Origin of the sequence: Pseudomonas sp. UBT (genome assembly GCF_050915955.1) — a bacterium.
GTDB classification, from domain to species: Bacteria; Pseudomonadota; Gammaproteobacteria; order Pseudomonadales; family Pseudomonadaceae; genus Aquipseudomonas; species Aquipseudomonas antarctica_A.
This window is the reverse complement of sequence record NZ_CP168079.1, coordinates 334,964-360,657: the sequence shown is the minus strand read 5'-3', so window position 1 is coordinate 360,657 and position 25,694 is coordinate 334,964. Positions and strand designations below refer to the sequence as shown.

General features: G+C 59.9%; 25 protein-coding genes. 13 read left to right on the top strand and 12 right to left on the bottom strand.

Features of this window, described 5'->3' with window-relative positions; translation table 11 throughout:
* Nucleotides 1-45: 45 nt before the first annotated feature.
* On the top strand, nucleotides 46-1,290 hold the full coding sequence (gene rluB / locus ACDZ94_RS01700; protein WP_262666156.1) for a 23S rRNA pseudouridine(2605) synthase RluB: 1,245 nt from the start codon (nucleotides 46-48) through the stop codon (nucleotides 1,288-1,290).
* A gap of 190 nt (nucleotides 1,291-1,480) precedes the next feature.
* On the opposite strand, the gene ACDZ94_RS01695 is transcribed toward rluB, so the two are convergent.
* Nucleotides 1,481-2,440 carry a leucyl aminopeptidase gene (locus ACDZ94_RS01695; protein WP_262666155.1) on the bottom strand — a complete coding sequence of 320 codons (960 nt, stop codon included), beginning with the start codon at nucleotides 2,438-2,440 and terminating at the stop codon, nucleotides 1,481-1,483.
* Nucleotides 2,441-2,513: 73 nt separating this feature from the next.
* On the bottom strand, nucleotides 2,514-2,651 hold the full coding sequence (locus tag ACDZ94_RS01690; protein WP_003175756.1) for a hypothetical protein: 138 nt from the start codon (nucleotides 2,649-2,651) through the stop codon (nucleotides 2,514-2,516).
* Between the two features lie 647 nt (nucleotides 2,652-3,298).
* Between ACDZ94_RS01690 and ACDZ94_RS01685 the strand changes: the two genes are divergently transcribed.
* From ACDZ94_RS01685 to arfB, 3 genes are all read left to right on the top strand, one after another.
* Complete coding sequence (locus tag ACDZ94_RS01685; RefSeq protein WP_064453888.1) at nucleotides 3,299-4,720, top strand: amino acid permease; 1,422 nt, start codon at nucleotides 3,299-3,301, stop codon at nucleotides 4,718-4,720.
* 106 nt (nucleotides 4,721-4,826) lie between these two features.
* The gene (locus ACDZ94_RS01680; RefSeq protein WP_407016260.1) at nucleotides 4,827-5,510 is read left to right on the top strand and encodes a pentapeptide repeat-containing protein; all 684 of its coding nucleotides are present in this window, start codon (nucleotides 4,827-4,829) and stop codon (nucleotides 5,508-5,510) included.
* A 12-nt stretch (nucleotides 5,511-5,522) separates the two neighbouring features.
* Nucleotides 5,523-5,936, top strand: a complete 414-nt coding sequence (gene arfB, locus ACDZ94_RS01675) for an alternative ribosome rescue aminoacyl-tRNA hydrolase ArfB (RefSeq protein WP_017847165.1) — start codon at nucleotides 5,523-5,525, stop codon at nucleotides 5,934-5,936.
* On the opposite strand, the gene ACDZ94_RS01670 is transcribed toward arfB, so the two are convergent.
* The 3 genes from ACDZ94_RS01670 to ACDZ94_RS01660 form a co-directional block, all read right to left on the bottom strand.
* On the bottom strand, nucleotides 5,933-7,129 hold the full coding sequence (locus tag ACDZ94_RS01670; protein WP_064453886.1) for an MFS transporter: 1,197 nt from the start codon (nucleotides 7,127-7,129) through the stop codon (nucleotides 5,933-5,935). The genes arfB and ACDZ94_RS01670 overlap by 4 nt on opposite strands.
* 103 nt (nucleotides 7,130-7,232) lie before the next feature.
* A complete protein-coding gene (locus ACDZ94_RS01665) occupies nucleotides 7,233-7,427 on the bottom strand; it encodes a hypothetical protein (protein ID WP_064453885.1) in 195 nt (64 codons plus the stop codon).
* 398 nt (nucleotides 7,428-7,825) lie between these two features.
* Complete coding sequence (locus tag ACDZ94_RS01660) at nucleotides 7,826-8,137, bottom strand: DUF962 domain-containing protein (protein WP_064455004.1); 312 nt, start codon at nucleotides 8,135-8,137, stop codon at nucleotides 7,826-7,828.
* A 160-nt stretch (nucleotides 8,138-8,297) separates the two neighbouring features.
* On the opposite strand from ACDZ94_RS01660, the gene ACDZ94_RS01655 reads away from it, so the two are divergent.
* Nucleotides 8,298-9,356 (top strand): AraC family transcriptional regulator, encoded by a 1,059-nt coding sequence (locus tag ACDZ94_RS01655; protein WP_064453884.1) that lies wholly within the window; start codon nucleotides 8,298-8,300, stop codon nucleotides 9,354-9,356.
* On the opposite strand, the gene ACDZ94_RS01650 is transcribed toward ACDZ94_RS01655, so the two are convergent.
* The 7 genes from ACDZ94_RS01650 to ACDZ94_RS01620 all read right to left on the bottom strand — a co-directional run bounded on the left by ACDZ94_RS01650 (nucleotide 9,313) and on the right by ACDZ94_RS01620 (nucleotide 16,807).
* Entirely contained in the window at nucleotides 9,313-10,767 is a 1,455-nt protein-coding gene (locus ACDZ94_RS01650; RefSeq protein WP_064453883.1) for a TrkH family potassium uptake protein, read from the bottom strand. The two genes, ACDZ94_RS01655 and ACDZ94_RS01650, sit on opposite strands and share 44 nt — an antisense overlap.
* Nucleotides 10,768-11,015: 248 nt before the next feature.
* Nucleotides 11,016-12,350 carry an imelysin family protein gene (locus tag ACDZ94_RS01645; protein ID WP_064453882.1) on the bottom strand — a complete coding sequence of 445 codons (1,335 nt, stop codon included), beginning with the start codon at nucleotides 12,348-12,350 and terminating at the stop codon, nucleotides 11,016-11,018.
* Nucleotides 12,351-12,477: 127 nt separating this feature from the next.
* Complete coding sequence (locus tag ACDZ94_RS01640) at nucleotides 12,478-14,529, bottom strand: putative bifunctional diguanylate cyclase/phosphodiesterase (protein ID WP_064453881.1); 2,052 nt, start codon at nucleotides 14,527-14,529, stop codon at nucleotides 12,478-12,480.
* A 171-nt stretch (nucleotides 14,530-14,700) separates the two neighbouring features.
* A complete protein-coding gene (locus ACDZ94_RS01635) occupies nucleotides 14,701-14,868 on the bottom strand; it encodes a hypothetical protein (protein WP_156526303.1) in 168 nt (55 codons plus the stop codon).
* A 157-nt stretch (nucleotides 14,869-15,025) separates the two neighbouring features.
* Nucleotides 15,026-15,622, bottom strand: coding sequence for a superoxide dismutase (locus ACDZ94_RS01630; protein WP_003212997.1), 597 nt, complete (start codon nucleotides 15,620-15,622; stop codon nucleotides 15,026-15,028).
* A gap of 178 nt (nucleotides 15,623-15,800) precedes the next feature.
* Nucleotides 15,801-16,400 (bottom strand): LysE/ArgO family amino acid transporter, encoded by a 600-nt coding sequence (locus tag ACDZ94_RS01625; RefSeq protein ID WP_064453880.1) that lies wholly within the window; start codon nucleotides 16,398-16,400, stop codon nucleotides 15,801-15,803.
* A gap of 5 nt (nucleotides 16,401-16,405) precedes the next feature.
* Complete coding sequence (locus ACDZ94_RS01620) at nucleotides 16,406-16,807, bottom strand: ACT domain-containing protein (RefSeq protein WP_221295549.1); 402 nt, start codon at nucleotides 16,805-16,807, stop codon at nucleotides 16,406-16,408.
* 100 nt (nucleotides 16,808-16,907) lie between these two features.
* Here ACDZ94_RS01620 and ACDZ94_RS01615 point away from each other — a divergent pair, with 100 nt between their 5' ends.
* The 8 genes from ACDZ94_RS01615 (at nucleotide 16,908) to ACDZ94_RS01580 (ending at nucleotide 25,630) form a co-directional block, all read left to right on the top strand.
* Nucleotides 16,908-17,804 carry a LysR family transcriptional regulator ArgP gene (locus ACDZ94_RS01615; protein WP_064453878.1) on the top strand — a complete coding sequence of 299 codons (897 nt, stop codon included), beginning with the start codon at nucleotides 16,908-16,910 and terminating at the stop codon, nucleotides 17,802-17,804.
* A gap of 98 nt (nucleotides 17,805-17,902) precedes the next feature.
* Complete coding sequence (locus ACDZ94_RS01610) at nucleotides 17,903-18,901, top strand: NAD-dependent epimerase/dehydratase family protein (RefSeq protein ID WP_432750987.1); 999 nt, start codon at nucleotides 17,903-17,905, stop codon at nucleotides 18,899-18,901.
* Nucleotides 18,902-19,028: 127 nt separating this feature from the next.
* A complete protein-coding gene (locus ACDZ94_RS01605) occupies nucleotides 19,029-19,853 on the top strand; it encodes an ATPase (RefSeq protein WP_432750986.1) in 825 nt (274 codons plus the stop codon).
* Between the two features lie 115 nt (nucleotides 19,854-19,968).
* Complete coding sequence (locus ACDZ94_RS01600; RefSeq protein ID WP_432750985.1) at nucleotides 19,969-21,228, top strand: AGE family epimerase/isomerase; 1,260 nt, start codon at nucleotides 19,969-19,971, stop codon at nucleotides 21,226-21,228.
* A 104-nt stretch (nucleotides 21,229-21,332) separates the two neighbouring features.
* Nucleotides 21,333-22,619 carry an ABC transporter substrate-binding protein gene (locus ACDZ94_RS01595; RefSeq protein WP_221295545.1) on the top strand — a complete coding sequence of 429 codons (1,287 nt, stop codon included), beginning with the start codon at nucleotides 21,333-21,335 and terminating at the stop codon, nucleotides 22,617-22,619.
* 101 nt (nucleotides 22,620-22,720) lie between these two features.
* Entirely contained in the window at nucleotides 22,721-23,629 is a 909-nt protein-coding gene (locus ACDZ94_RS01590; RefSeq protein ID WP_053257700.1) for a carbohydrate ABC transporter permease, read from the top strand.
* Nucleotides 23,622-24,467 (top strand): carbohydrate ABC transporter permease, encoded by an 846-nt coding sequence (locus ACDZ94_RS01585; protein WP_064453873.1) that lies wholly within the window; start codon nucleotides 23,622-23,624, stop codon nucleotides 24,465-24,467. Before ACDZ94_RS01590 ends, ACDZ94_RS01585 begins: the two co-directional genes overlap by 8 nt.
* Before the next feature lie 2 nt (nucleotides 24,468-24,469).
* Nucleotides 24,470-25,630, top strand: a complete 1,161-nt coding sequence (locus tag ACDZ94_RS01580) for an ABC transporter ATP-binding protein (RefSeq protein ID WP_064453872.1) — start codon at nucleotides 24,470-24,472, stop codon at nucleotides 25,628-25,630.
* Nucleotides 25,631-25,694 lie beyond the last annotated feature (64 nt).

Below are 25,694 nucleotides of genomic sequence, written 5' to 3'. Positions count from 1 at the left end.
ACTCTTCAGGCCACGCCTGAATCGACCCACCGGGAGGTGCTTAAGATGAACGACCAAGACCAGAACGACAGCCAGGAAATCGGCCCAGCAGGTGAAAAACTGCAAAAGGTGCTGGCACGTATCGGCGTGGGCTCACGCCGCGACGTCGAAGCCTGGATCACCCAGAAGCGCATCAAGGTCAACGGCGTTGAAGCCACCCTTGGCCAGCGCGTCGACCTGCACGATGCAATCACCATTGATGGCAAGGTCATCAAGCGTGAAGAGGCCGCCGAATCGGTGCGCCGCGTCATCATGTACAACAAGCCCGATGGCGAGATCTGCACCCGTGACGACCCGGAAGGCCGTCCGACCGTGTTCGACAAGATGCCTAAGCCCAAAGAAGGCCGCTGGATCAACATCGGTCGTCTGGACATCAACACCACCGGCTTGCTGATGTTCACCACTGACGGTGAACTGGCTAACCGCCTGATGCACCCTTCCTACGAGATGGACCGTGAATACGCGGTGCGTGTACGTGGCGAAGTCGATGACGAGATGATCGAGCGCTTGAAAGCCGGCGTAGTCCTTGAAGACGGCCCGGCCAAGTTCACCGACATCAAGCAGGCGCCAGGTGGCGAAGGTTTCAACCACTGGTACCACTGCGTGGTGATGGAAGGCCGTAACCGTGAAGTACGTCGCCTGTGGGAATCCCAGGGCCTGGTGGTCAGCCGCCTGAAGCGCGTGCGTTTCGGCCCGGTGTTCTTGAACTCCGACCTGCCGATGGGCCGCTGGCGCGAAATGAGCCAGTACGAAGTTGACATCCTCAGCGCTGAAGTTGGCCTGACGCCGGTCGCGATGCCGCAGATGAACGCCAAGAGCAAAGACAAGCTTGAGCGTATGCAGCGTAAATCGTCGCGTCCTGTGGCCCGTACCGAACGCGTTGCCCGTACCCTGCGCCCGGCGCTGAATGCACCGGCCACCGGCGGTCGTATCTCCCGTGAGCCGCAGATCGAAGGCGAGCGCCGCCCAACCGCGCCGTCCCGTCAGGAAGGCGAGCGTGCTCCACGCGCACCGCGTCCAGCGGGCCGTGGCGAAGCGCCAACCGGCGGTCGCGGTAACCGTGGCGAAGGCCGTGGTGCTCCGGCATCCGATCGCCCAGCCGACAGCGCCAACACCAAGCGTCCAGCCAAGCCAGCGCCGAAAAAGCGCCCAGGCCTGAAACTGGTTGCGGACGAGCCGTCGGGCAAGCGCCGTGGCGCCCCGGCCGGTTCCGGCCAGCGCCCGGGTTTTGGTCGCAAGAAGCCGCAGTGATGTAAGTGCTGCACAAAAACGCCAACCTTAGGGTTGGCGTTTTTTTTTGCTCTGAATTTGCAATGCGATCCACTGTGGGAGCGGGCTTGCCTGCGATGGCGGTATATCAGTCGACAAATAGATAGGCTGACCCACCGTCATCGCGGGCAAGCCCGGCTCCCACAGGGATCTCTGTGATTCTGACGCTGCTCTAGAACGCAAAAGTCCCGTCAAACACCGGCTTGTCATCCAGCGCCAACACCCCGCTGGCAAAGATCAGGTCCAAGTGATGGCTGCCTTTCTGCCCGCCGCCCAACCCCAGGTGCAAACCGCAATGGCGCTCCTCGAAGCCTGCATTGCGCGCATACAAATCCTTGACCCCTTCATTGGTGCCAATCCCCAACTCCTCCACACGCCGGTTGGACGGGTTGGCGTTCAGGTATTTGTTGAAATCCTCTGCCAGCCCCGGCACGTCACTGGCCACGCTGCAAATCGTCGAATTCTCGATCCACAGTTCCAACGGCGATTGCAGCACGCCGTATTTGCGCGCAAACGGGATGGTGCTGAGGAAGGTGCCGACAAACCGCACCTGGCCATTGATGGCTTCGCTGTGGGTGGCAATTTCGCCCGGCGCCAGGTCGTGGTTGCCGACGCCGTTGATGTTGGTCCACTTCTTGATGCTGCTCATCGGCGCTTCAAGGCGTGAGCCGTGTTTGTCGGTGAAGCTCAGCACGTTGGCTTGGGACATGCGGCGGATCAGCGTGGCGTTGAGGTCGGCAATGCGCTGCGGCTCGACGCTGAAGGTGTCGTAGAAGTAGTCGCCGTAATCCTTGAACAGCAGGGATTTCTTCCAGTGCTCCGCCATCACGCCTTGCAGGGCGCGGATAAAATCCGGGCCTTCGGCGCGTGGGTTGGGCAGGGTCGAGGAATCGTAGAGAAACAGGTACAGGTCGCAGGCTTCGATGGCCTGGGCCAGGGTGTCGCTGGCGGCCAGGTCCAGGCGCTGCACCTGGAAATTGAATCGGGCGGCACTGCCGTGGGTAATTGCCTGGGCGATGGCGTTGTAGCGTTCGGTATGGCCCAGTAGCACGGTAGGGCGGCTCAGGCCGTTAAGAGCCGGGTGGTGCGCGAGGTAGTAGAGAAAGTGTTCGACGGCGCGGGCCTTGTCCATGACGGGTGTCCTTCTGTGCCTTGGGTAAGGGGGCAGGTGCCGTGCACAGCACCTGCCGGATGCCTGCCGGGTGTTAGAAAGGCCACATCGCAGTGCCAAACGGCACAACGGCATCGGCTTGCATCATTTCAACGGCGGCCTCATGGGTCGGCGCTTCAAACCAATCGTCGAGTTGCAGTTCGGTTTCCAGGTCGTTTTCCAGTGCTTGCATGGTGTATCTCCTAGAGGACGTTGTTTGAGAACGGCTTGCCAACGGGCTTCGCTGGCAAGTGAAAGAACCTAGGAGAGTGTGTTTCGGAATGCAAAATATTTATTGACACGGTCTCATTTGGACTTTTTCTTCTGTTTTTTTGACGCTGTCTTTTATTTAGAAAAAACAACGGGCTGGAGCGGGTAACCGACCGGAAATTTCCGACTGACATTTTTCCGTTTTCAGACAGTTGAAGCTTGGCTGTAACGCTTATTTTCCGTGCTGTAACGATTAATTTACGAGAAAGGCGCGCAATGATTGAGGCGTAAGAGGCTGTAAGGAATGCCTGACAGATTGTCACAGGCGTCTTCCGGGGTCGGCCCGAAGCTGTCGAGCGGTGTACAATGCGCCGCGTTTTACTGTGACCCCCTTGCGTACCTACGCAAAAGGCCAAGACCTCAGGGTTTACCCACCCTGATCACTCCGCCTGGCCACGAGCCGGACGGGTTCGATTTCGTCACAGATAAAAACAAACAGGTGACGCATGACCGTTAGAAAGACGCTGTACTCCTGGTGCCTGCGCTGGGGTTTGAGCAGCGCTGCTTGAGTCGAGACTCAAGGCAGCAACGTGCATTCAACATCATCAAACCTTGCGTGAGACCCTTTTCATGAGTGGACCCCATTCCTCTTCAGGCGAGCTGAAACGCGGCCTGAAAAATCGGCATATCCAGTTGATCGCCCTCGGGGGCGCCATCGGCACCGGCCTGTTCCTGGGCTCGGCCGGGGTGCTCAAATCCGCCGGCCCGTCGATGATCCTGGGCTATGCCATCTGCGGCTTTATCGCCTTCATGATCATGCGCCAGCTCGGCGAAATGATCGTCGAAGAGCCGGTCGCCGGCTCCTTCAGCCATTTTGCCCACAAGTACTGGGGCGGTTTCGCCGGCTTCCTGTCGGGCTGGAACTGCTGGATTCTGTACATTCTGGTCGGCATGTCGGAGCTGACCGCTGTCGGCAAGTACGTGCACTACTGGTGGCCGGAGATTCCGACCTGGGTTTCGGCAGCGGCGTTTTTCGTGTTGATCAACTTGATTAACCTGGCCAACGTCAAAGTCTTTGGTGAGGCCGAATTCTGGTTCGCCATTATCAAGGTAGTGGCCATCGTCGGCATGATCGCCCTTGGCAGCTATTTGCTGGTCAGCGGCACCGGCGGCCCGCAAGCCTCGGTGAGTAACCTGTGGGACCACGGTGGGTTCTTCCCGCACGGTGTGGGCGGATTGGTGATGGCCATGGCGATCATCATGTTCTCGTTCGGCGGTCTGGAAATGCTCGGTTTTACCGCCGCCGAAGCCGACCAGCCACGCACTGTGATCCCCAAGGCGATCAATCAGGTCATCTATCGCATCCTGATTTTCTACATCGGCGCTCTGGTGGTGCTGTTGTCGCTCACGCCTTGGGACAGCCTGCTGGCAAGCCTCAACGCGTCCGGCGATGCCTACAGCGGCAGCCCGTTCGTGCAGGTGTTCTCGATGCTGGGCAGCAACACGGCCGCGCACATCCTCAACTTCGTGGTGCTGACCGCAGCGCTGTCGGTGTACAACAGCGGCACCTACTGCAACAGCCGCATGCTGCTGGGCATGGCTGAGCAGGGCGATGCGCCCAAGGCATTGGCGAAGATCGACAAGCGCGGTGTGCCGGTGCGTTCGATCCTGGCCTCGGCGGCGATCACCCTGGTGGCGGTGCTGATGAACTACCTGATCCCGCAGCATGCGCTGGAACTGCTGATGTCGCTGGTAGTGGCTACGCTGGTGATCAACTGGGCGATGATCAGCTTCTCCCACTTCAAGTTCCGCCAGCACATGAACCGCACCGGCCAAGTGCCGCTGTTCAAGGCACTGTGGTACCCCTACGGTAACTATATCTGCCTGGCATTCGTCGCGTTTATCCTGGTGATCATGCTGATGATCCCGGGGATTCAGGTGTCGGTGTACGCCATCCCGGTGTGGGTAGCGTTCATGGGGCTGTGCTACTGGATCAAGAACAAGCGCAAGGCGCAAACGGTTCAGAACACAGTTCGGACGGTTCTGGAGTAGGGCGTTTCGCGTAAATAGAAAACCCGGCACTTTGCCGGGTTTTTTGTTGGCGTGGGCGGGTTAGACTCGCCCCCTCGTTTTAAACAGACCCTTGCCCGGAGGCCCCATGCAGCACACAGATATCGACGGCGGCACCTTGCAGCGCTCTGATCTGGAAGACCTGATCGACCAGCACAACGGCCCGTTGCGGCTGATGGGCGTCGACTTGAGTGGTGCCGATCTGTCGCGAATGGTGCTGGACCACTGGGTGTTCGAACGCTGCATTCTGGTCCAGACTTCTTTTCTCGGCTCGCGCCTTGAAGGCACTCAGTGGATCAGTTGCCGCGCGGCCCATGCGGTATTCGAAGCGGCGAACCTGCTGGAAGCGCAGTTCAACAGCTGCGACCTGAACAACACCCGCTGGCAGCGCAGCAAATTGTCCCAAGCGAGTTTTGCCCACTGCAAGCTGACCGGCGCCAACTTCACTCACTGTGCGTCGCTGGGGCTGAGCTTCAGTGAAACCCGGCTCAACAGTGCATTTTTGTCCGGTTTGTCGTTTGCGCGAACCGTGCTGAATAACCTGGATTTCTCCGACAGCGACTTGTCGGATGCAGACTTTCGCAAGGCGCAATTGATCGAATGCAGCCTCGCTCACGCCCGTATCAACGGCGCCAATTTCGCTGGTGCCGACTTGCGCGGTGCGGATTTAAGCGGCTTTCGCCTCAATGATGCCAAACTGTTCAAAGGCGCCGTGATTTCCAAAGCCCAGGCGTCGATGTTGTTGTCCGAGTTAGGCTTGTCCGTTGCCTAAGGTTTTTGAGTGATGCTGGTAATTTCCAACAACGTGCACCTGCCCGATGCCGAGATCGAGCTGACCGCCATTCGCGCCCAGGGCGCCGGTGGGCAAAACGTCAACAAGGTGTCGAGCGCGGTGCACCTGCGGTTTGATATTCCGGCGTCATCGTTGCCGGAGTTCTACAAGGAGCGGCTGCTGGCGCTGCGTGACAGCCGTATCACCAGTGACGGCGTGCTGGTGCTCAAGGCCCAGCAATACCGGACTCAGGAACAGAATCGCGCGGATGCGCTGGAGCGCCTGGTGGAATTGATCCTCAGCGCCACCAAGGTCGAGAAGAAGCGCCGCCCGACCAAGCCCACCCTGGGCTCGAAAAAGCGTCGCCTGGAGTCCAAGACCAAGCGCGGCAGCATCAAGGCCGGGCGCGGCAAGGTGGATTTCTAAGCGTCGCGTGCTTCGCGGGCCTTGGGCGCTTGCCGGTACAAATACACACTCAGCAGCAAACCGCCCAAGGCGGCGAGGGCGGCGAACAGGAAGATCGACGCAAAACCAAAGCCTGCCGCCACCGCTCCCGCCAGCGGGCCGGTGATACCCAGCGACAAGTCGATAAACAGTGAATAAGCCCCTACCGCCGCACCGCGGCTGGAGGCTGGCACCAGGTTGACGGCCTCCACCCCCAGCGCCGGAAATACCAGGGAAAAACCAAAGCCGCTCAACGCCGCACCGGCCAAGGCCAGGTGGGCGTCCGGCGCGAGCCACAGCAGCAGTAGGCCGAAGATTTCCACCGACAGGCAGGCAATCGCCACGCGAAAGCCGCCGATACGGTTGATCAAATTGCCGAACAGCAGGCGTGCACCGATAAAACTGGCGCCGAACAGGCTCAGTGCCCACACCGCGTTGTCCCAATGTTGGGTGGTGTAATACAGGGTGATAAACGTGGCGATGGTGCCAAAGCCGATCGAGCCCAGCGCCAACGCGCAGCCGTGGGGCAGCACCCGGCCCAGCACGTTCATGAACGGCAGGCGTACGCCGGCCACGATGGGCGCCGCTTCCTTGTTCCAGGCCAGCAGCACGCCGACGACCGCCAGCAGGATGATGCTGACGCCCATGCTCCACAGCCCGAAGTGACTGACCAGCAGCACCCCCAGCGGTGCGCCGACGGCCAGCGCGCCATAACTGGCGATGCCGTTCCACGAGATAACCTTGGCCGTATTGGCGGCGCCGACGCGGCCGATCCCCCAGCCGATGGCGCCCGAGCCCACCAGGCTTTCCGCGCTGCCGAGTACCAGTCGCCCGATCAGCAGGCTGATCAGGCTGAAGGCCGGCAAGCTGGAAAACCACGCCGCCAGCAACATGAACACGCCACTCAGGCCGCAACCGACCAAGCCGATCAGCACTGCGCGCTTGCTGCCCAGGTTGTCGATGATTTTGCCGGCGTACGGACGGCTCAGCAGCGTGGCCAGGTATTGCACGCTGATCACCAGCCCGGCAATCACTGCGCCATAGCCCAGTTGGCTATGGACATAGCCCGGCAAAACGGCCAGGGGAATGCCGATGTTCAGGTAGCCAATAAAGGTGAACAGCACGATGGAAACGACTTGCAGCGTGACCGCCATGGGGCGCTGGGTATCTGGCATGGGAGAGGTCCACTGTCGCAGCAGGTAAAAGATAGGCTGCTAATGATACCGGCGCTGGGGCCGGGCCGGGCGGCAAAACGTCAAAAACTTCAGATCACAACCATCAGGATTTGGCGGGCGCCAGCATTTGCGTGGTCACCAGGGCGGCCAAGGCATTTTCCTGGGTGCCGAAGCGCTTGAGCAGCAGGGCTTGTTTGTCGGCGCTGAGGCGGTTCCAGACTTCGATCATCTGCAAGGCAGCGTCGAGAACAGCAGCATCCGGGGTATCGGAAGGGGTGTTGGGGGAGTCATCGGTCATGGCGGGTATCTCATCATTCAGGCAGTGTGGAAAGCGCTTGAAGGGGCGCTTTCCACACGGTCTGGTACGGCGTCAGTCCTGGCTTTTGCTGTCGACTGGTTTTGCTTCTTTGGCCTCAGGCTGTTTGTTGCTGGCCTGCTGCGGTGTTGGCTGCTCAGTTGGGTGCAGGCTTGGGAAGGGGAGATTAGGTATCTCGTGCATCGTCGTCGCTCCTCGCAAGATCTGTTTTTTCAATCGCAGGTGATTCCGCGCTCTCAAAAAGCCTTGGCAGGATACAGCACTGAAAATGACAAAAAGAATTTTATGTCAGCTTATGTACGAATTTTCATGCTTTTACACAAGTGACAAGAGGTCACACCCTGAAACGGCACCTTCCTCAAGAAAGGCACCTTTAGCGGTTAGAAAGGCACCTTGCCCACAATCATGTCGCGGTACATCACAAAATCGCCCAGCAAGCTGTAGAACGGGTGTTGAAACGTGGCCGGGCGGTTCTTTTCAAAGAAGAAGTGGCCGACCCAGGCAAAGCTGTAACCCGCGATTGGCAACGCCAGCAGCAGGCCCAATGAGCCGCGGCCGATGGCATACGCCAGAATGCCGATCACGAGGGTGGTGCCGATAAAATGCAGGCGCCGGCAGGTGCTGTTGCCATGTTCGCTCAGGTAATAAGGGTAGAACTCGGCGAAGCTATTGAATTGTTTGAGGTTTTCCACGGTGGCCGGCCCTTGGGTGGTTGTGCCGCCCAACAGATGTTCGGCGGGGAGCTTATTTGAGTCTAGAGTGAGCACTGGTAACAGCCAGTGACAATAGATGCCACTTTAGTATCCTTGGCTTCCTGGCTGCCGTTTAAGCCTGCTTTTTTAAGAAGACGCCATGAGCGAACGAACAACTTCTGCAAGCTGGGCGCTGGGGATAGTCAAGGCGTTGGAAATGGACGGGCTGGATTGCCGCGTCTTGTTCAAGCAACTCGGCCTGGACTACGCCGCCCTCAGTGACCCCGATGCACGTTTCCCCCAGGACTCCATGACTCGCCTCTGGCAACGCGCGGTGGAGCTGTCGGGCAACCCGGCGATTGGCCTGAACATGGGCAAGGTGGTGCGCCCGGCGTCGTTTCATGTGGCCGGTTATGCCTTGATGTCCAGCAACACCCTGGCCGAAGGCTTTATGCGCCTGGTGCGCTATCAGCGGATCATTGCCGAAAGCGCCGACCTGAGTTTCCGACTGTTACCTGAAGGCTATGCGCTGATTCTGACGGTGCACGGCGATCACCTCCCGCCCACCCGACAAAGTGCCGAAGCCTCGCTGGCCAGTGCACTGGCGCTGTGCGGCTGGTTGACCGGCCGCACCCTGCAACCACGCAAGGTGATGTTACAAGGTGAGCAACCGGCAGACCTCGCGCCCTACAAGCAAGCCTTCCACGCCCCCCTTGAGTTCAATGCGCCCTATGACGCGCTGATTTTCGAGCAGGCTGACATGGATGAACCGCTGCCCACGGCCAACGAGGCCATGGCGCTGTTGCACGATCGGTTTGCCGGTGAGTACCTGGCACGGTTTTCCGAGAGCCGCGTGACCCACAAGGCGCGCCAGGTGTTGTGCCGCCTGCTACCCCAGGGCGAACCCAAGCGCGAAGTGGTCGCCCAGACCTTGCACCTGTCCCAGCGCACCTTGCAGCGGCGTTTGCAGGAAGAGGGCACCAGTTTCCAGACGTTGCTCGACGACACGCGCCGCGAACTCGCCGAGCAGTACCTCGCGCAGCCGAGTATGACCTTGCTGGAAATTGCCTACCTGTTGGGCTTTGCTGACCCGAGCAATTTCTTCCGCGCCTTTCGCCGCTGGTTCGACGCCACGCCCGGCGAATACCGGACGCGGCTGCTGCGAGCGCCGACGGTCAGTGGCGCCAAAACGCCGGAATGCACAGAACAAAGACTGTAATAATCTCCAGTCGCCCCAGCAGCATGCCGAGCGACAAGATCCACTTGGCCGCATCCGGCAGGCTGGCGAAGTTACCGGCCGGGCCGATGGTTTCGCCCAGGCCCGGGCCTACACCCGATACGGTACTGGCGGCGCCCGTCAACGCGGTCATCCAGTCCAGCCCCAGCAGCGAAAGGGCCAGTGCGATTGCACAAATGGTGATGGCGAAGAAAAACGAGAAAGTCAGAATCGACCGCACGATCTCTTCGTCGAGACGGTGGCCGTTGTACTTCTGCTTGATCACGGCACGCGGATGAATCAACTGGTTCAAGTTGGCCTTGAGCAGGATATACGCGACCTGGAACCGGAAGATCTTGATACCGCCCGCCGTAGAGCCCGAGCAGCCGCCGACAAAGCCCAAGTAGAAGAACAACATCAGTGAGAAGTTGCCCCAGATGCTGTAGTCCCCCAGCGCGAAGCCGGTGGTGGTGACCACTGAGGTAACGTTAACCGCTACATGGCGCAGCGCGTCGAGCCAATGCAAATCGGTGGTCCACCAGTACCAGGTACCGAGTACCAGCCAGGTCACGACCAACAGCCCGAGCAAGCCTTGCACCTGCTGATCCTTGATCAGCGCCCGGCGATTGCCGCGCAATGTCGCGACATACAAGGTGAACGGTAAGCTGCCGAGGATCATCACAACCACCGCTACCCAGTGCACAGCCGGTTGTTTCCAGTGGGCCAGGGATTCATCGGAAGTCGAAAAACCACCGGTGGAAATTGCTGACATCGCGTGGTTGATCGCATCGAACAGGCCCATCCCGGCCCACCAGAATGCGAGGCTGCCGAGGATGGTGATGCCCACATACGCCGCCACGATCAGCCGCGCCACCATGTGCGAGCGTGGCATGACCTTTTCCGAGCGGTCCGAGGATTCGGTCTGGAACAGGCGCATGCCACCAATGCGCAGCAGCGGCAGGATCGCCACCGCCATGCCGATAAAGCCAATGCCGCCAAGCCAGTGCAGCAGCGAGCGCCATATCAGAATGCCGGGAGACATGCTGTCCAGCCCGCTCAACACGGTGGAGCCGGTGGCGGTGATGCCCGACATGCTTTCAAAGAACGAGTCGGTGTAGCTGATGTGCTGGGTCAGCAAAAACGGCAGCGCGGCGAAGATGCATACCACCAGCCAACTGCTGACGGTCAGCAGGTACATGTCCCGGGGGCGCAGGTGTATGTGCTCGGGGCGGCCGGGGAGGACCAGGGCCAGGCCGGCGAGGAAGGTAATCAGGCTGGCCCAGAGGAATGAGGGCAGGTCGCTGGTGCGTTCGAATATCACCAGGGTGGCCATCGGGACGACCATGGCGATCGCGAGTGTGATCAGGAAGATGCCGAGGATAAAACCGATGATACGTAGGGTCGGCAACGCCATGAAATTTGCTCGGAGTGACGGTTAAAGGCGCCATTCTACCTGCGTAAACCGAGGGCTCAAAGGCGACGCGGTAAAATGTGGGAGCGGGCTTGCTCGCGAAGGCGGTGGTTCAGTGAGAAATCAATTGGCTGACACGCCGTATTCGCGAGCGAGCCCGCTCCCACACAAGCTCTGTGGCGTTTGACGAGGCCTGGAAGGCAGGCACAAAAAAGGCGACCCGAAGGCCGCCTCATTTAATCCAGCACTGATCAGAACTCGTGATCAGCGTTATCCGGGTTCAAGTCGCTGATGCCCAGCTTGCCCGCAGCTGTTTCAATCGCCCCGGTCTGCTTGACCAAGGCCGCAATCGCGTCACGCACGATCTGGTTGCCTGCATCGTTACCCGCAGCAATCAGCTGGTCGTAATGCTCGCCGTTGTTGGCGTGGTCCACCATGACCTGAATCTTCGCTTCAGTGGCCGCAAGGTCAGCCTTCAGCGCCGCGTCGGCCGCCGGGTCAGCCTTGGCCACCAGGGACGACAGGCTGGCGCCGGTCATCTTGGTGCCGTCGGTGCGGGTGTACTCGCCCAGGTAGACGTTGCGAATGCCCTTGGCGTCGTAGAAGTGCGAGTTGTGGGTGTTATCGCTGAAGCAATCCTGTTCGTCTTCCGGCGAGTTGGCTTCCAGGGACACCTTCATGCGCTCACCGGCCAGCTCGCCCAGGGACAGGCTGCCCATGCCGAACAACATTTTGCGCAGGCCGTCGGTGGCAGGTTCTGCCTCCAGGGTGGCGCGGTAGTTGTCTTCGACGTTGGGCTTCCAGTTGCCGACCATTTCTTCCAGGTCGCTGACCAGCAACTGAGTCACGGCACGCAGGTAGGTGCGACGGCGCTCGTTGTGACCGCCGGTTGCGCCGTCGCCGGTCATGTAGTCCGACGCCGGGCGGTTGCCCGCGCCAGGGCCGGTGCCGTTGAGATCCTGGCCCCAGAGCAGGAATTCAATGGCGTGGTAGCCGGTGGCGACGTTGGCTTCGGAACCGCCCAGTTCATTGAGGCTGGCGAGTTTTTCCGGGGTGATTTCCTTGACGTCGACCTTGTCTTCGCCGACCTGGATCTCGTTGTTGGCGATGATGTTGGCGTTGGCACCGGGGTTGCCCAGCGCGTGCTCGTAGGATTTGTCGACGTAGTCGATCAGGCCTTCGTCCAGGGGCCAGGCGTTCACCTGGCCTTCCCAGTCGTCGATGATGGTGTTACCGAAACGGAACACTTCGCTCTGCAGGTACGGCACGCGAGCGGCGATCCAGGCGGTACGGGCCGCTTTCAGGGTTTGGTCGTTCGGGTTGGCGAGGAAGGTGTCGATTGCGGTTTGCAGGGTTTTCGCGGTGGATTCCGCGTCGCTGTACACCGCGAACACCATGTCAGCGTAATGCGCGACCACGGCCTTGGCGGCAGCTTCGTCGACCTGGCCTGCAGGCGTGGCAGCCGCTGGAGCGGTGGTGCTGGCAGCCGGGGTCGGCGCGGCGGCCTTGTCTTTACCTTCGCCGCAACCAGCGAGAGAAATGGCAATGGCCAGCAGACTGGCGGTGGCCAGGGGCATACGAATCATGGCGAACATCCTGCTTCGGTTGTTGATAGGGCGCGCGGGGGAGCGCAAAAACTGCGACATAATGCGAAAGATTTGCATTTTGTGTAAAGGTTTATACGAGGGAAATATTTAGTATCGTTTTGTCAGGTCAGAGAATCGCCGCGTTGTCGCGTTCGGACTGTTTCAAATAAGCCGCTAACTCGCGGGCCTGCAGCGGTTTGCTGTAGTGGTAACCCTGGCCCTCATGGCAGCCCTCGGAAATGATGTAAGCCTCCTGCTCGGCAGTTTCCACGCCTTCGGCAATCACTTGCATGCCCAGGCTTTTGCCCAGTTGGATGATGGCGCGCACGATGGTTGCGTCGTCGTCATCATCCAGCAGGTCCTGAACGAAGCTCTTGTCGATCTTGATCTTGTCCAGAGGCAGGCTTTTCAGGTAGCTCAGGGATGAGTAGCCGGTACCGAAGTCATCAATGGCGATCAGCGCCCCGGAACGACGCAGGCTCAGCAAGTGCTGGGCGGCGGTGCTGATGTCTTCCATCAGGCCGGTCTCGGTCACTTCCAGCTCCAGGCTGCGGGGTGGCAAGCGGTAGATCTGCATCAGGTTGTTGACCACCCGCGGCAACTCGGTGTGGTGCAACTGCACGGTGGACAGGTTGACCGCCATGCGCAACCCGGTAAAGCCCAGGTCATGCCATTCGCGCAACTGTCGGCAGGCCTGGTCCAGCACCCATTCGCCAATAGGGATAATGGTGCCGTTCTGTTCCGCCAGCGGGATAAACAAGTCCGGCGGCACCAGGCCATGTTCCGGGTGCTGCCAGCGAATCAGCGCTTCCACACCGACCACGCGGTGGTCGCGGTAGCTGATTTGCGGCTGATACACCAGGTGGAACTGGTCACGGCTAAGGGCATCGCGCAGGTCTTTTTCCAATTCGCGGCGTCGGCGCATTTCACTGTCGACGCTGGCGATGTAGAACTGATAGCGGTTGCGGGAGCGGCTCTTGGCCAGGGTCATGGTTTGTTCGGCTTTTTGCAGCAGCTTTTCGGTGCTGTCGCCGTCTTCCGGGAACAAGGTGATGCCAATGGTGGCGCGCAGGCGAATGTGATCCTGATCGAGGGCGAATTCCGCTTCCAGGTCGTCCAGGATGCTTTGTGCCAGTTCGGCCGCTTCGTAAGGCTGGTCGATATCGGCCTGCACCAGGGCGAACTGGTCGCCGCCGAGGCGGGCGAGGGCGCCGAGACGACCGCTGTGAGCGCGCAGACGGTCGGCCAAGGCCAGCAATAACTTGTCGCCGGCCTGGTAAGTGAACTGTTCATTGACGCTTTTGAAGTCGTCCAACCCTACGCATAACACTGCCACACGACGTTGCCGGCGACCGGCGTCGATCAGGATCTTGTCCAATTGCTCCTGCAACTTCTGACGATTGGGCAAGCCGGTGAGAAAGTCGTACTGGGCCATGCGCAGCAGGCTGGATTCCGCCTCATGGCGCAGGTGGGTATTGCGCTCGATGGATTCGAGCAACTGGTTGGCCGTGTTGATCCACAGCCCCAGTTCGTTGCGTTCGTGACCTTTGATCTGGGGGATCTTGTGTTCGCTGGGCCGGTCCGGGTTGATCGAGGTCAAGTGCTCGATAATCCGCGACAACGGTTTGGTCAGCAGCCAGTGGTAGACCAGGTACAGCACCAGGCCCATGGCCAGGGCGCGCAGCACGCCGGAAATAAAAATGATCACCGAGCTGACAATAAAGCTTTTGCCGTAGGTGGCGGTGTCCAGGGTAATGCTCAGGTCGCCGTAATATTCGCTGTAGGGGCCCTTGCCGACCAGCGCCGTGGTAAATGTACGTTCCTGGCCAAGTATCAGGTCGGTCAACCAGCGGGTGGGCGATTGCTGCAACGCGCGGCTTTTTTCTGCGAGCATGGTTTCGTTGGGATGGCCGATGGAGGCCAGGCGCACGGCGTCGTCCTGAAACAGGCCTTCGATCACCTGCATGCCCATTTCGCGATCCAGGCTATAGACGGCCTGGGTAGACGGGTCGCGAAACATGTCGAGGATGCGCTGGGCATCACCGGCCACGGCCTGGCGCGTCTTGTAAGCATCAAACACGATCTGCGCCACGCTCAGCGCAACGCCCACGATCAATGCCGACAGCAGCACAACCCGTAGCAACTTCACCGACAAGCTGTTTTTGAGTTCCAGCTTCAAAGGGTCATTCCTTGTTCCATGCGGGTGGCCTCAATATGCCATGAGTATTGGCAATCTCGTGATGGCAGTCAAAGGGACATTGATGGCGAAGGGGGCGAGGGCGTTGGCGGGCGTTGTTGGAAGGGCGACGGATCGGTGTCCGCCGCTCTGGGACCGATGGGGGCTTACTGCTTAAAACGTTATCTGCGAGCCGTGATTTAGTGCTTCCTTGGCAAATTCCACTGTTTTACTCGCTACGTCGCTTGCGGCCTTGATACCGGCCTCTGCGGCTTTTGCGGCCAGTGGCAGGGCTACTGCGGCGACGGGGGCCATGGCACCCAATGCTGCTAATTCGATCATGCTGAAATCTCCGAGGTGGATGGAAAAGAGGCGACAAGCCTCTCGACACCTGAGTGGCGAAGCCTGCTGGGCAGTTCCATGTGTCCTCAGCGGTTACCGGAAATTTCCCATAAAAAAAGCCCGGCAATCGCCGGGCTCTTTCTACTGCAAGTGCTACTTAGGCAGTGAAGGTCTTGCCTTCGAACTGCTCAGCCACGAACTTCCAGTTGACCAGGTTCCAGAACGCTTCCACATACTTTGGACGCACGTTGCGGTAGTCGATGTAGTAAGCGTGTTCCCAGACGTCGCAGGTCAGCAGCGGGGTATCGCCGCTGGTCAGCGGGTTGCCGGCGCCGATGGTGCTGGCCAGGGCCAGGGAACCGTCAGCTTTTTTCACCAGCCAGCCCCAACCGGAACCGAAGGTGCCGACGGAAGTCTTGGTGAATTCTTCTTTGAACTTGTCGAACGAACCGAATGCAGCGTTGATCGCCTCAGCCAGTGCGCCGGTAGGTTGACCGCCGGCGTTTGGCGCCAGGCAGTTCCAGTAGAAAGTGTGGTTCCAGACCTGAGCGGCGTTGTTGAAGATGCCGCCCGAAGAAGACTTGACGATCTCTTCCAGGGTCTTGCCTTCGAACTCGGTGCCTGGCACCAGGTTGTTCAGGTTCACGACATAGGTGTTGTGGTGCTTGTCGTGGTGATACTCCAGGGTTTCCTTGGAGATGTGCGGCTGCAGGGCATCGTGTGCGTAGGGCAGCGGCGGCAATTCGAAAGCCATGATGATTCTCCTAATCAGGTCAGTTGCGGTGAGCGCAAGGCCGATCACGGGCGGCCAAACAAGCGCCGGGGAGTTTGTACTCTTTGCGGCGCAGGGTCCGGATCATAGCACCGGGGGTGCGGCAAAACCACGCAACAACTGTGTGGGATAGAGGTTCCAGAGCGTTTTGGAATATTCATCAAGCACTGATCAGTTGATAGGCCACGCTGAACATCATCACCGCCACTAAAAGGTCCAGCAGGCGCCATGTCGCGGGGCGTGCCAGCCAGGGCGCCAACCACGCCGCGCCGAGTGCCAGCGTGGCAAACCACAGGAACGAAGCGCTGGCGGCGCCTGCCACGTAAGCGCCGGGTTCGGTTTGTTGAGCGCCCAGCGAGCCGATCAACAACACGGTGTCCAGATAGACATGGGGGTTGAGCAGTGTCACCGCCAAGGCGCTGAGCAGTACGGCGCGCAATGAACGCACCTTGAGGTGTTGCCCTTGTCCCAGGCTTTGCCTGGAAAACGCCCGACGCAGCGCCAAGGTGCCGTACCACAACAGGAACGCCGCGCCGCCCCAGCGGGCAATCGCCAGCAACAGAGGGTTTTGCGCCAGTACCGTCGCCAGGCCAAATACCCCGGCAGCCACCAGAATTGCATCGCACACGATGCACAATGCCGCGACCGGCAGGTGATGTTCACGGCGCAGACTTTGCGCCAGTACGAAGGCGTTCTGGGTGCCAATCGCCATGATCAGGCCCAAAGCCACCAGCAGTCCGTTCACATAGCTTTGCCACATAGGATTTACTCCGCGTCCGCTGCCAGTTGGCGCAAGACGTCCATGGCCCGCTCGGCATCGGCGCGGCCGACAAACAGATGGTCGTGGTAATAGCCGGCAATCACGTTGCAACTGATACCGGCGTTGCCCAGTGCACTGGCGAACGCCGCCGTCAGGCCTACGGCTTCAAGGGCGGAATGCACATTCAAAGTGATCCATGCGGCAACGTACTCGAACGCCAGACCGGCCTGCTCCGCCTGCTGACGCTCCAGAATCAGCGTCAGGCCTTCGTGCTCGCGAAAGCTGCCAATCACCTCGCAACCTGCCGGAATACGGTGGTCGGGCAGGGTGCAGAACACATAGTCGCCGTCATTGAGCTGCGGGCTCATGCTGCGCAGCAAGGTTGCCAGGGCGGTTTCGCCAGCCATGTGAAAGATCCTTAATAAAGAGAGAAGCCATGCTGGTCATTCTCTCGGGCTACGCTGTATAAGAAAAACAAATATTGCTGATCGCCCATTAGAGAAACTGATGTTCGACTATAAATTGCTTTCTGCCCTGGCCGCAGTGGTGGAACAAGCCGGCTTCGAACGAGGTGCCCAGGTGCTGGGCCTGTCGCAGTCGGCGATTTCCCAGCGCATCAAGTTGCTCGAGGCGCGCATTGGCCAACCGGTACTGGTGCGGGCCACTCCGCCGACACCCACCGATATTGGTCGGCGCCTGCTCAACCATGTGCAACAAGTACGCTTGCTCGAGCGCGACCTGCAAAGCCAGGTGCCGGCGCTGGACGAGGAGGGCATGCCCGAGCGCCTGCGCATCGCCTTGAATGCCGACAGCCTCGCCACCTGGTGGGCCGAGGCCGTCAGCGGCTTTTGCGCCGAGCAGCATTTGTTGCTCGACCTGGTGGTGGAAGACCAGACCGTCGGCCTCAAACGCATGCGCGCCGGGGAAGTGGCCGCTTGTATCTGCGCCAGCGAGCGCCCGGTGGCCGGCGCGCGTAGCCTGCTGCTCGGGGCCATGCGTTATCGGGCGCTGGCCAGCCCGGCCTTTATTGCCCGGCATTTTCCGCAGGGTGTGCGTGCCGATCAATTGGCCCGAACGCCGGCGCTGGTGTTCGGCCCGGATGATTTCCTGCAGCACCGTTACCTGGCTTCTTTGGGTGTGGATGGCGGTTTCGAGCACCATTTATGCCCATCGTCTGAAGGCTTTATTCGTTTGACCGAAGCCGGCCTGGGCTGGGGCCTCGTGCCCGAATTACAGGTGCGCGACCAACTGCAAACCGGCGTATTGGTGGAGTTATTGCCAGATAAGCCCATCGATGTGCCGCTGTACTGGCATCATTGGCGCAGTGGCGGGCAATTGTTGGGCCTGTTGACCGACCATCTGGCCCAGGCGTGTGGCCAGTGGTTGGTGCCCTATCAGCAGTAACAAGCGTCAAGCTGCAAGCTGCAAGAGAAAAGCTTGCGGATCGTTTTTAACTTGTGGCTTGAAGCTTGACGCTGGCAGCTGCATCCGTAGGAGGCTACATGAAGATTCTGGTCACCGGCGCAAGCGGCTTCATCGGCGGACGCTTTGCGCGTTTCGCCCTGGAGCAGGGCCTGGACGTGCGGGTCAACGGGCGACGCGCCGAAGGTGTAGAGCACCTGGTACGGCGCGGCGCCGAGTTTATCCAGGGTGATTTGAGTGATGCCGACCTGGTGCGCGAACTGTGCCGTGATGTCGAAGCCGTGGTGCATTGCGCCGGTGCCGTCGGGTTGTGGGGCAAGTATCAGGACTTCCATCAGGGCAACGTGCTGGTCACCGAAAACGTCGTCGAGGCCTGCCTCAAGCAGCGCGTCGGGCGCCTGGTGCACTTGTCCTCGCCGTCGATCTACTTTGACGGGCGCGACCACCTGGGGCTGACCGAAGAACAGGTGCCCAAGCGCTTCAAACATCCTTACGCCGCCACCAAATACCTGGCGGAACAGAAGGTGTTCGGTGCCCAGGAATTCGGCCTTGAAGTGCTGGCCCTGCGCCCGCGTTTTGTTACCGGGGCCGGAGACATGAGCATCTTCCCGCGGTTGCTGAAAATGCAGCGCAAGAACCGCCTGGCCATCGTCGGCGACGGCCTGAACAAGGTCGACTTCACCAGTGTGCATAACCTCAATGAAGCGTTACTCAGCAGTTTGCTGGCGACCGGTTCGGCGCTGGGCAAGGCCTACAACATCAGCAATGGCACGCCGGTGCCAGTGTGGGATGTGGTGAACTACGTGATGCGCCAAATGGACATGCCCCAGGTTACCCGTTATCGGTCCTACGGCCTGTCCTACAGCGTGGCCGCGTTGAACGAGGCATTCTGTGCGATGTGGCCGGGGCGTCCGGAGCCGGCCTTGTCGCGCCTGGGCATGCAAGTGATGAACAAAGAATTCACCCTCGACATCAGCCGCGCGAGGCATTATCTCGACTATGAGCCCAAGGTCAGTCTGTGGGCTGCCCTCGACGAGTTTTGCAGTTGGTGGAAAGCGCAGGATCCCGGGCTTAAGTAAGCTCACAACCGGCAACACATCGGGAACCGAATTCGCGGTTCCGGGTCGATCAGTGCGGCGCGAACGCGGTTTATACTCACGTCGCTCGGCTTTTCAGGTCGCCATCTCACCGATTCAGGGTTGATTCATGCGTAACGATGCTAAAGACGATTTCGACAATGTTCCCAGCCTGCGGGCCGATCTTGGGGACGACGATGATTTCGAGCCGTCTCCCGCCACGTCCGTGCGCTCGCGCAATACGCCAGTGGTCAAGGTCAAGAGCGCCAGCACCGGCCCGCTGTGGGCATTGGTCGGCGCACTGCTGATCGCCTTCGCGGGCCTTGCCTGGTGGAGCTTCCAGCAAATTTCCCTGATGGGGCAGCAGTTGGTTGCCACCCAGGAAAGCTTTGCGCGTATCAGCGAAGAAGCGGCAGGGCGCCTGCAGGACATTTCCGGCAAGGTCGTGGCCAGCGAAGCCAACGTGAACAACGGCAGCGAAGCGCTCAAGCTGCAGATCAAGCAGTTGGAGACCCAGTTGCTGGAGCAAGGCAAGCAACAAGTCGGCGTCGCCGGCCAGGCGACCGCACTGGATCAGCGCCTGGCGCAAATGAGCGCCAGCACCGCCGAACTGTCGAGTGCGAACGCCAAGCTACAGGGCCAGGTGCAGGCCCTGACGGACGCCGTGGCTGGCCTCAAGGCGGCACAAGGCGACGTCAAGGAGTTGTCCGCCGACGTGGCTGCGCTGAAGAAGCAAGGCAATCCGAGCGCAGCCATCGCGCGCCTGGAGCAGGACCTTGTAGTCCTCAAGAGCGCGCAGGACAACCCGTCTGCCAATAGCGATGCGCCGACCAATAAAGAGTTCGACGTGTTCCGTATCCAGACCACGCGCAACATCACCACGTTGCAGAGCCAGGTGCAGAACCTGAATCAGCGTCTGAATACACCGGCAGCCATTACGCCGCTCGGTCAGTAAGCACTGCGCGGGAAATGTCACCGGGTGGTGACATTTCCCATCCCCTTCGTTACTTGCCCCTACCTCGCCCTTGTTTAGACTCCGGTCATCCCACAAAAAATAAAAAGGGCTACCCATGACTACGCAACCACTGCCTGCCAGCAGTTGGCTGAACGCACCTGCCCATCACGCTTGGCTCGCCAATGAAGGCCAGCGCCTGCTGTCATTCGCCAAAGCCTCCCGCCTGCCGGACGGCTTCGGCAACCTGGACGACAAAGGCCAATTGCCGGCCGACGCCCACGCCGAAACCATGAACACTGCCCGCATGACCCACAGCTTCGCCATGGCCCACGCCATGGGCTTGCCCGGTTACGCCGAGTTGGTCGCGCACGGCGTTGCGGCCCTGAGTGGCCCGTTGCGCGATAGCGAGCATGGCGGTTGGTTCGCGACCCCCAACGCCGTCGATGGCAACCGTGGCAAGGCCGCGTACCTGCACGCTTTCGTGGCCCTGGCCGCGAGTTCTGCGGTGGTGGCCGGTGCTCCCGGTGCACAGAGCCTGTTGAATGACGCCGTGCACATCATCGACCAGTTTTTCTGGAGCGAGGAGGAGGGCGTGATGCTCGAGTCCTTTGCCCAGGACTGGAGCGCGGTCGAGGCTTATCGCGGCGCCAACAGCAACATGCACGCCACCGAAGCTTTCCTGGCCCTGGCTGATGTGACCTGCGACACGCGCTGGCTGGACCGCGCGTTGCGCATCGTCGAGCGCGTCATCCACACGCACGCCGCCGGCAACCGGTTCATGGTGATCGAGCATTTTGACGCGCAGTGGAAACCCTTGCTCGGTTACAACGAGGACAACCCCGCCGACGGCTTTCGTCCCTACGGCATCACCCCGGGCCACGGCTTTGAGTGGGCGCGGTTGGTGCTGCATCTGGAAGCGGCGCGCCAGCAGGCCGGGCTGGCAACGCCAGAGTGGCTGTTGAACGACGCCAGGGGCTTGTTCGCCAGCGCCTGTGAATACGCCTGGGCGGTGGATGGCGCTCCCGGCATCGTCTACACCCTCGATTGGAGCCAGCGCCCGGTGGTGCGCGAGCGCCTGCACTGGACTCACGCCGAAGCCAGCGCCGCTGCCCAGGCGTTGCTCAAACGCACGGGCGAACGGCATTACGAGACCTGGTATCGGTGTTTTTGGGAGTTTTGCGAAACTCACTTTATCGACCGAATACACGGCAGTTGGCACCACGAACTCAGCCCGCACAACCAGCCCAGCAGCAAGATCTGGGGTGGCAAACCGGACCTGTACCATGCCTGGCAAGCGGTATTGCTGCCTGCGCTACCCTTGGCGCCAAGCATGGCCAGTGCAATCGGAGCTGGCATGAATGTCACCAGTTGGTGACATTTGTGCGTCCCTTTGTTACCTGCGTCTTAAAAATCCATGTTTAAACTCCGTGCAGCGCAAGCTCTAGACTTGCATGCATAACAACAAGAAAAGGTACTCAGATGAACGCGATTAATCGCCTCGCCGTTGCTATTTCCATTGCCTCGTTGTTTCCCCTCAGTGCATTTGCCGCCGACTCGAAAGGGACGGTTGAAGTTGTGCATTGGTGGACCTCTGGCGGTGAGAAAGCGGCAGTAGATGTCCTGAAGGCCCAAGTTGAGAAAGACGGCTTCACCTGGAAAGACGGTGCCGTCGCAGGTGGCGGTGGCGCCACTGCCATGACTGTGCTGAAAAGCCGCGCAGTGGCTGGCAACCCGCCAGGCGTTGCCCAGATCAAAGGCCCGGACATCCAGGAATGGGCGTCCACCGGCTTGCTCGACACCGACGTACTCAAAGACGTCGCCAAAGAAGAAAAGTGGGACTCTCTGCTCGACAAGAAAGTCTCCGATACCGTGAAGTACGAAGGTAACTACGTTGCCGTACCGGTCAACATCCACCGCGTGAACTGGCTGTGGATCAACCCGGAAGTCTTCAAGAAAGCCGGTATCACCAAGAACCCGACCACCCTCGAAGAATTCTACGCAGCGGGCGACAAGCTCAAGGCCGCGGGCTTTATTCCGCTTGCCCACGGTGGCCAGCCTTGGCAGGACAGCACCGTATTTGAAGCCGTCGTTCTGTCGGTGATGGGTGCCGATGGCTACAAGAAAGCCCTGGTCGACCTGGATAATGACGCGCTGACCGGCCCGCAAATGGTCAAGGCCCTGACCGAGCTGAAGAAAGTCGCGACCTATATGGACGTCGACGGCAAAGGCCAGGACTGGAACCTCGAAGCCGGCAAGGTCATCAATGGCAAGGCCGGTATGCAGATCATGGGTGACTGGGCCAAGTCCGAATGGACCGCGGCCAAGAAAGTCGCCGGCAAAGACTACGAGTGCGTAGCCTTCCCGGGCACCGACAAAGCCTTCACCTACAACATCGACTCCCTGGCGGTGTTCAAGGTGAAAGACAAGGGCACTCAGGCGGGCCAGCAGGACATCGCCAAAGTCGTGTTGGGTGAAAACTTCCAGAAAGTCTTCAGCATCAACAAAGGCTCGATCCCGGTTCGAAACGACATGCTCCATGAAATGGACAAGCTCGGCTTCGACTCCTGCGCCCAGACCGCGGCCAAGGACTTCCTTGCCGACGCCCAGACTGGCGGCCTGCAGCCAAGCATGGCGCACAACATGGCCACCACGCTGGCGGTACAAGGTGCGTTCTTTGATGTCGTGACCAACTACATCAACGACCCGAAAGCCGACCCGGCCGACACCGCCAAGAAACTGGGCGCTGCGATCAAGTCTGCCAAATAAGCTACAAGCTGCAAGTTAACAGCTGCAAGTGGCGTGCTGCCTGTCTTGCCGCTTGTAGCTTGTAACTTGCAGCGGCCTTTATTCTTCTATTGGATTTTCCCATGAGTTCTGTTGCTGTGTTCAGCAAGGCCTCGCCGTTCGATGCACTGCAGCGCTGGCTCCCTAAACTGGTGCTGGCGCCCAGCATGTTCATCGTTCTGGTGGGCTTCTACGGCTACATCCTGTGGACGTTCGTTCTGTCGTTCACCACGTCCACGTTCCTGCCAAGCTACAAATGGGCAGGCCTTGCGCAATACGCGCGGTTGTTCGACAACGACCGCTGGTGGGTAGCGAGCAAGAACCTGGCTGTTTTTGGCGGCATGTTTATCGGCATCACCCTGGTGATTGGCGTGACGCTGGCGATCTTTCTCGACCAGAAAATCCGTCGCGAAGGCTTTATCCGCACCATTTACCTGTACCCGATGGCGCTCTCGATGATCGTGACCGGTACGGCCTGGAAATGGCTGCTCAACCCGGGCATGGGCCTGGACAAACTCCTGCGTGACTGGGGCTGGGAAGGCTTCCGCCTGGACTGGCTGATCGACCCCGATCGCGTCGTCTACTGCCTGGTGATTGCTGCTGTATGGCAAGCCTCCGGGTTCATCATGGCGATGTTTCTCGCCGGCCTGCGCGGCGTTGATCAGTCGATCATCCGTGCCGCCCAGATCGACGGCGCCAGCCTGCCGCGCATCTACTGGAGCGTGGTGCTGCCAAGCCTGCGTCCGGTGTTCTTCAGTGCGGTGATGATCCTGGCGCACATTGCGATCAAGAGCTTTGACCTGGTCGCCGCAATGACGGCCGGTGGCCCGGGCTACTCGTCCGACCTGCCTGCCATGTTCATGTACTCGTTCACCTTCAGTCGTGGCCAGATGGGCATGGGCTCGGCCAGTGCAATCCTGATGCTCGGCGCGATCCTCGCGATCATCGTGCCTTACCTGTACTCCGAGCTGAGGACCAAGCGTAATGACTAGTCTCGCCTCCAAACCGTCCATCAGCCTGAGCCGCATCGCGATTTACGCGGTGCTGATCATCGCTGTTCTGCTGTACCTGGTGCCGCTGGTGGTGATGCTGCTGACCAGCTTCAAGACCCCGGAAGACATCAGCACCGGCAACCTGCTGAGCTGGCCCACCGTGGTCACCGGCATTGGCTGGGTCAAGGCCTGGGCCACGGTAGACGGCTACTTCTGGAACTCGATCAAGATCACCGTTCCGGCCGTACTGATCTCCACCGCCATCGGCGCGTTGAACGGCTACGTGTTGTCGTTCTGGCGCTTCAAAGGCTCGCAGCTGTTCTTCGGCCTGCTGCTGTTCGGCTGCTTCCTGCCGTTCCAGACCGTGCTGCTGCCGGCGTCGTTCACCCTCGGCAAGATGGGCCTGGCCAGCACCACCACGGGCCTGGTGTTTGTGCACGTGGTCTACGGGCTGGCATTTACCACACTGTTCTTCCGTAACTACTACGTCAGCATTCCAGATGCGCTGATCAAGGCGGCACGACTGGACGGTGCAGGTTTCTTCACCATCTTCCGGCTGATCATTCTGCCGATGTCGACGCCGATCATCATGGTCTGCCTGATCTGGCAGTTCACCCAGATCTGGAACGACTTCCTGTTCGGTGTGGTGTTCTCCAGCGGCGACTCGCAGCCCATCACGGTGGCGCTGAACAACCTGGTCAACACCAGCACCGGTGCCAAGGAATATAACGTGGATATGGCGGCGGCGATGATCGCCGGGCTGCCGACCCTGCTGGTCTATGTGATCGCAGGCAAGTATTTCGTGCGCGGCCTTACGGCCGGCGCGGTCAAGGGGTAATCATGGCTACGCTTGAACTTCGCAATGTAAACAAGACCTATGGCGCCGGCCTGCCCGACACCTTGAAGAACATCGAACTGTCGATCAAGGAAGGCGAATTCCTGATTCTGGTCGGCCCTTCGGGGTGTGGTAAATCCACACTGATGAACTGCATCGCCGGTCTGGAAACCATTACCGGCGGCGCCATCATGATCGGTGATCAGGATGTGAGCGGCATGAGCCCCAAGGACCGTGACATCGCCATGGTGTTCCAGTCCTACGCGCTGTACCCGACCATGAGCGTGCGCGAGAACATCGAGTTCGGCCTCAAAATCCGCAAGATGCCTCAGGCGGATATCGACGCCGAAGTGGCGCGCGTGGCCAAGTTGCTGCAGATCGAACACTTGCTTAATCGCAAGCCAGGCCAGCTGTCCGGTGGCCAGCAACAGCGTGTGGCAATGGGCCGTGCCCTGGCGCGTCGGCCGAAGATCTACCTGTTCGACGAACCGCTGTCCAACCTCGACGCCAAGCTGCGGGTCGAGATGCGTACCGAAATGAAACTGATGCACCAGCGCCTCAAAACCACCACCGTCTACGTCACGCACGACCAGATCGAAGCGATGACCCTGGGCGACAAAGTGGCGGTGATGAAGGACGGCATCATCCAGCAATTCGGTACGCCGAAAGAGATCTATAACGACCCGGCCAACCTTTTTGTGGCAAGCTTTATCGGTTCACCACCGATGAACTTCATTCCGCTGCGCCTGCAGCGCAAGGATGGCAAATTGGTGGCGCTGCTCGACAGTGGCCAGGCCCGTTGCGAGCTGCCGCTGGGTATGAATGACGCCGGCCTTGAAGATCGCGATGTGATCCTGGGGCTGCGCCCGGAGCAAATAGTGCTGGCCACGGGCGAAGCGAATGGTTCGTCGAGCATTCGTGCCGAAGTCCAGGTCACTGAGCCGACCGGTCCTGACACGTTGGTGTTCGTGCAACTCAACGACACCAAGGTCTGCTGCCGTCTCGCGCCGGACGTTGCACCGCAGGTCGGTGAGACCCTGACCCTGCAATTCGACCCGGCCAAGGTATTGCTGTTCGACGCCAAAACCGGCGAACGCTTGGGCACTGCTGCCTCATTGCCTGCACACGGGCATGCCGACAACGTGGCCCAATTCAAAGGCCGCTGAAGCAGATAACTTGTTGTTTTGGTTAAAAAAAAGTAACCCGCGTTAGATAAAAACAGTTAAATAA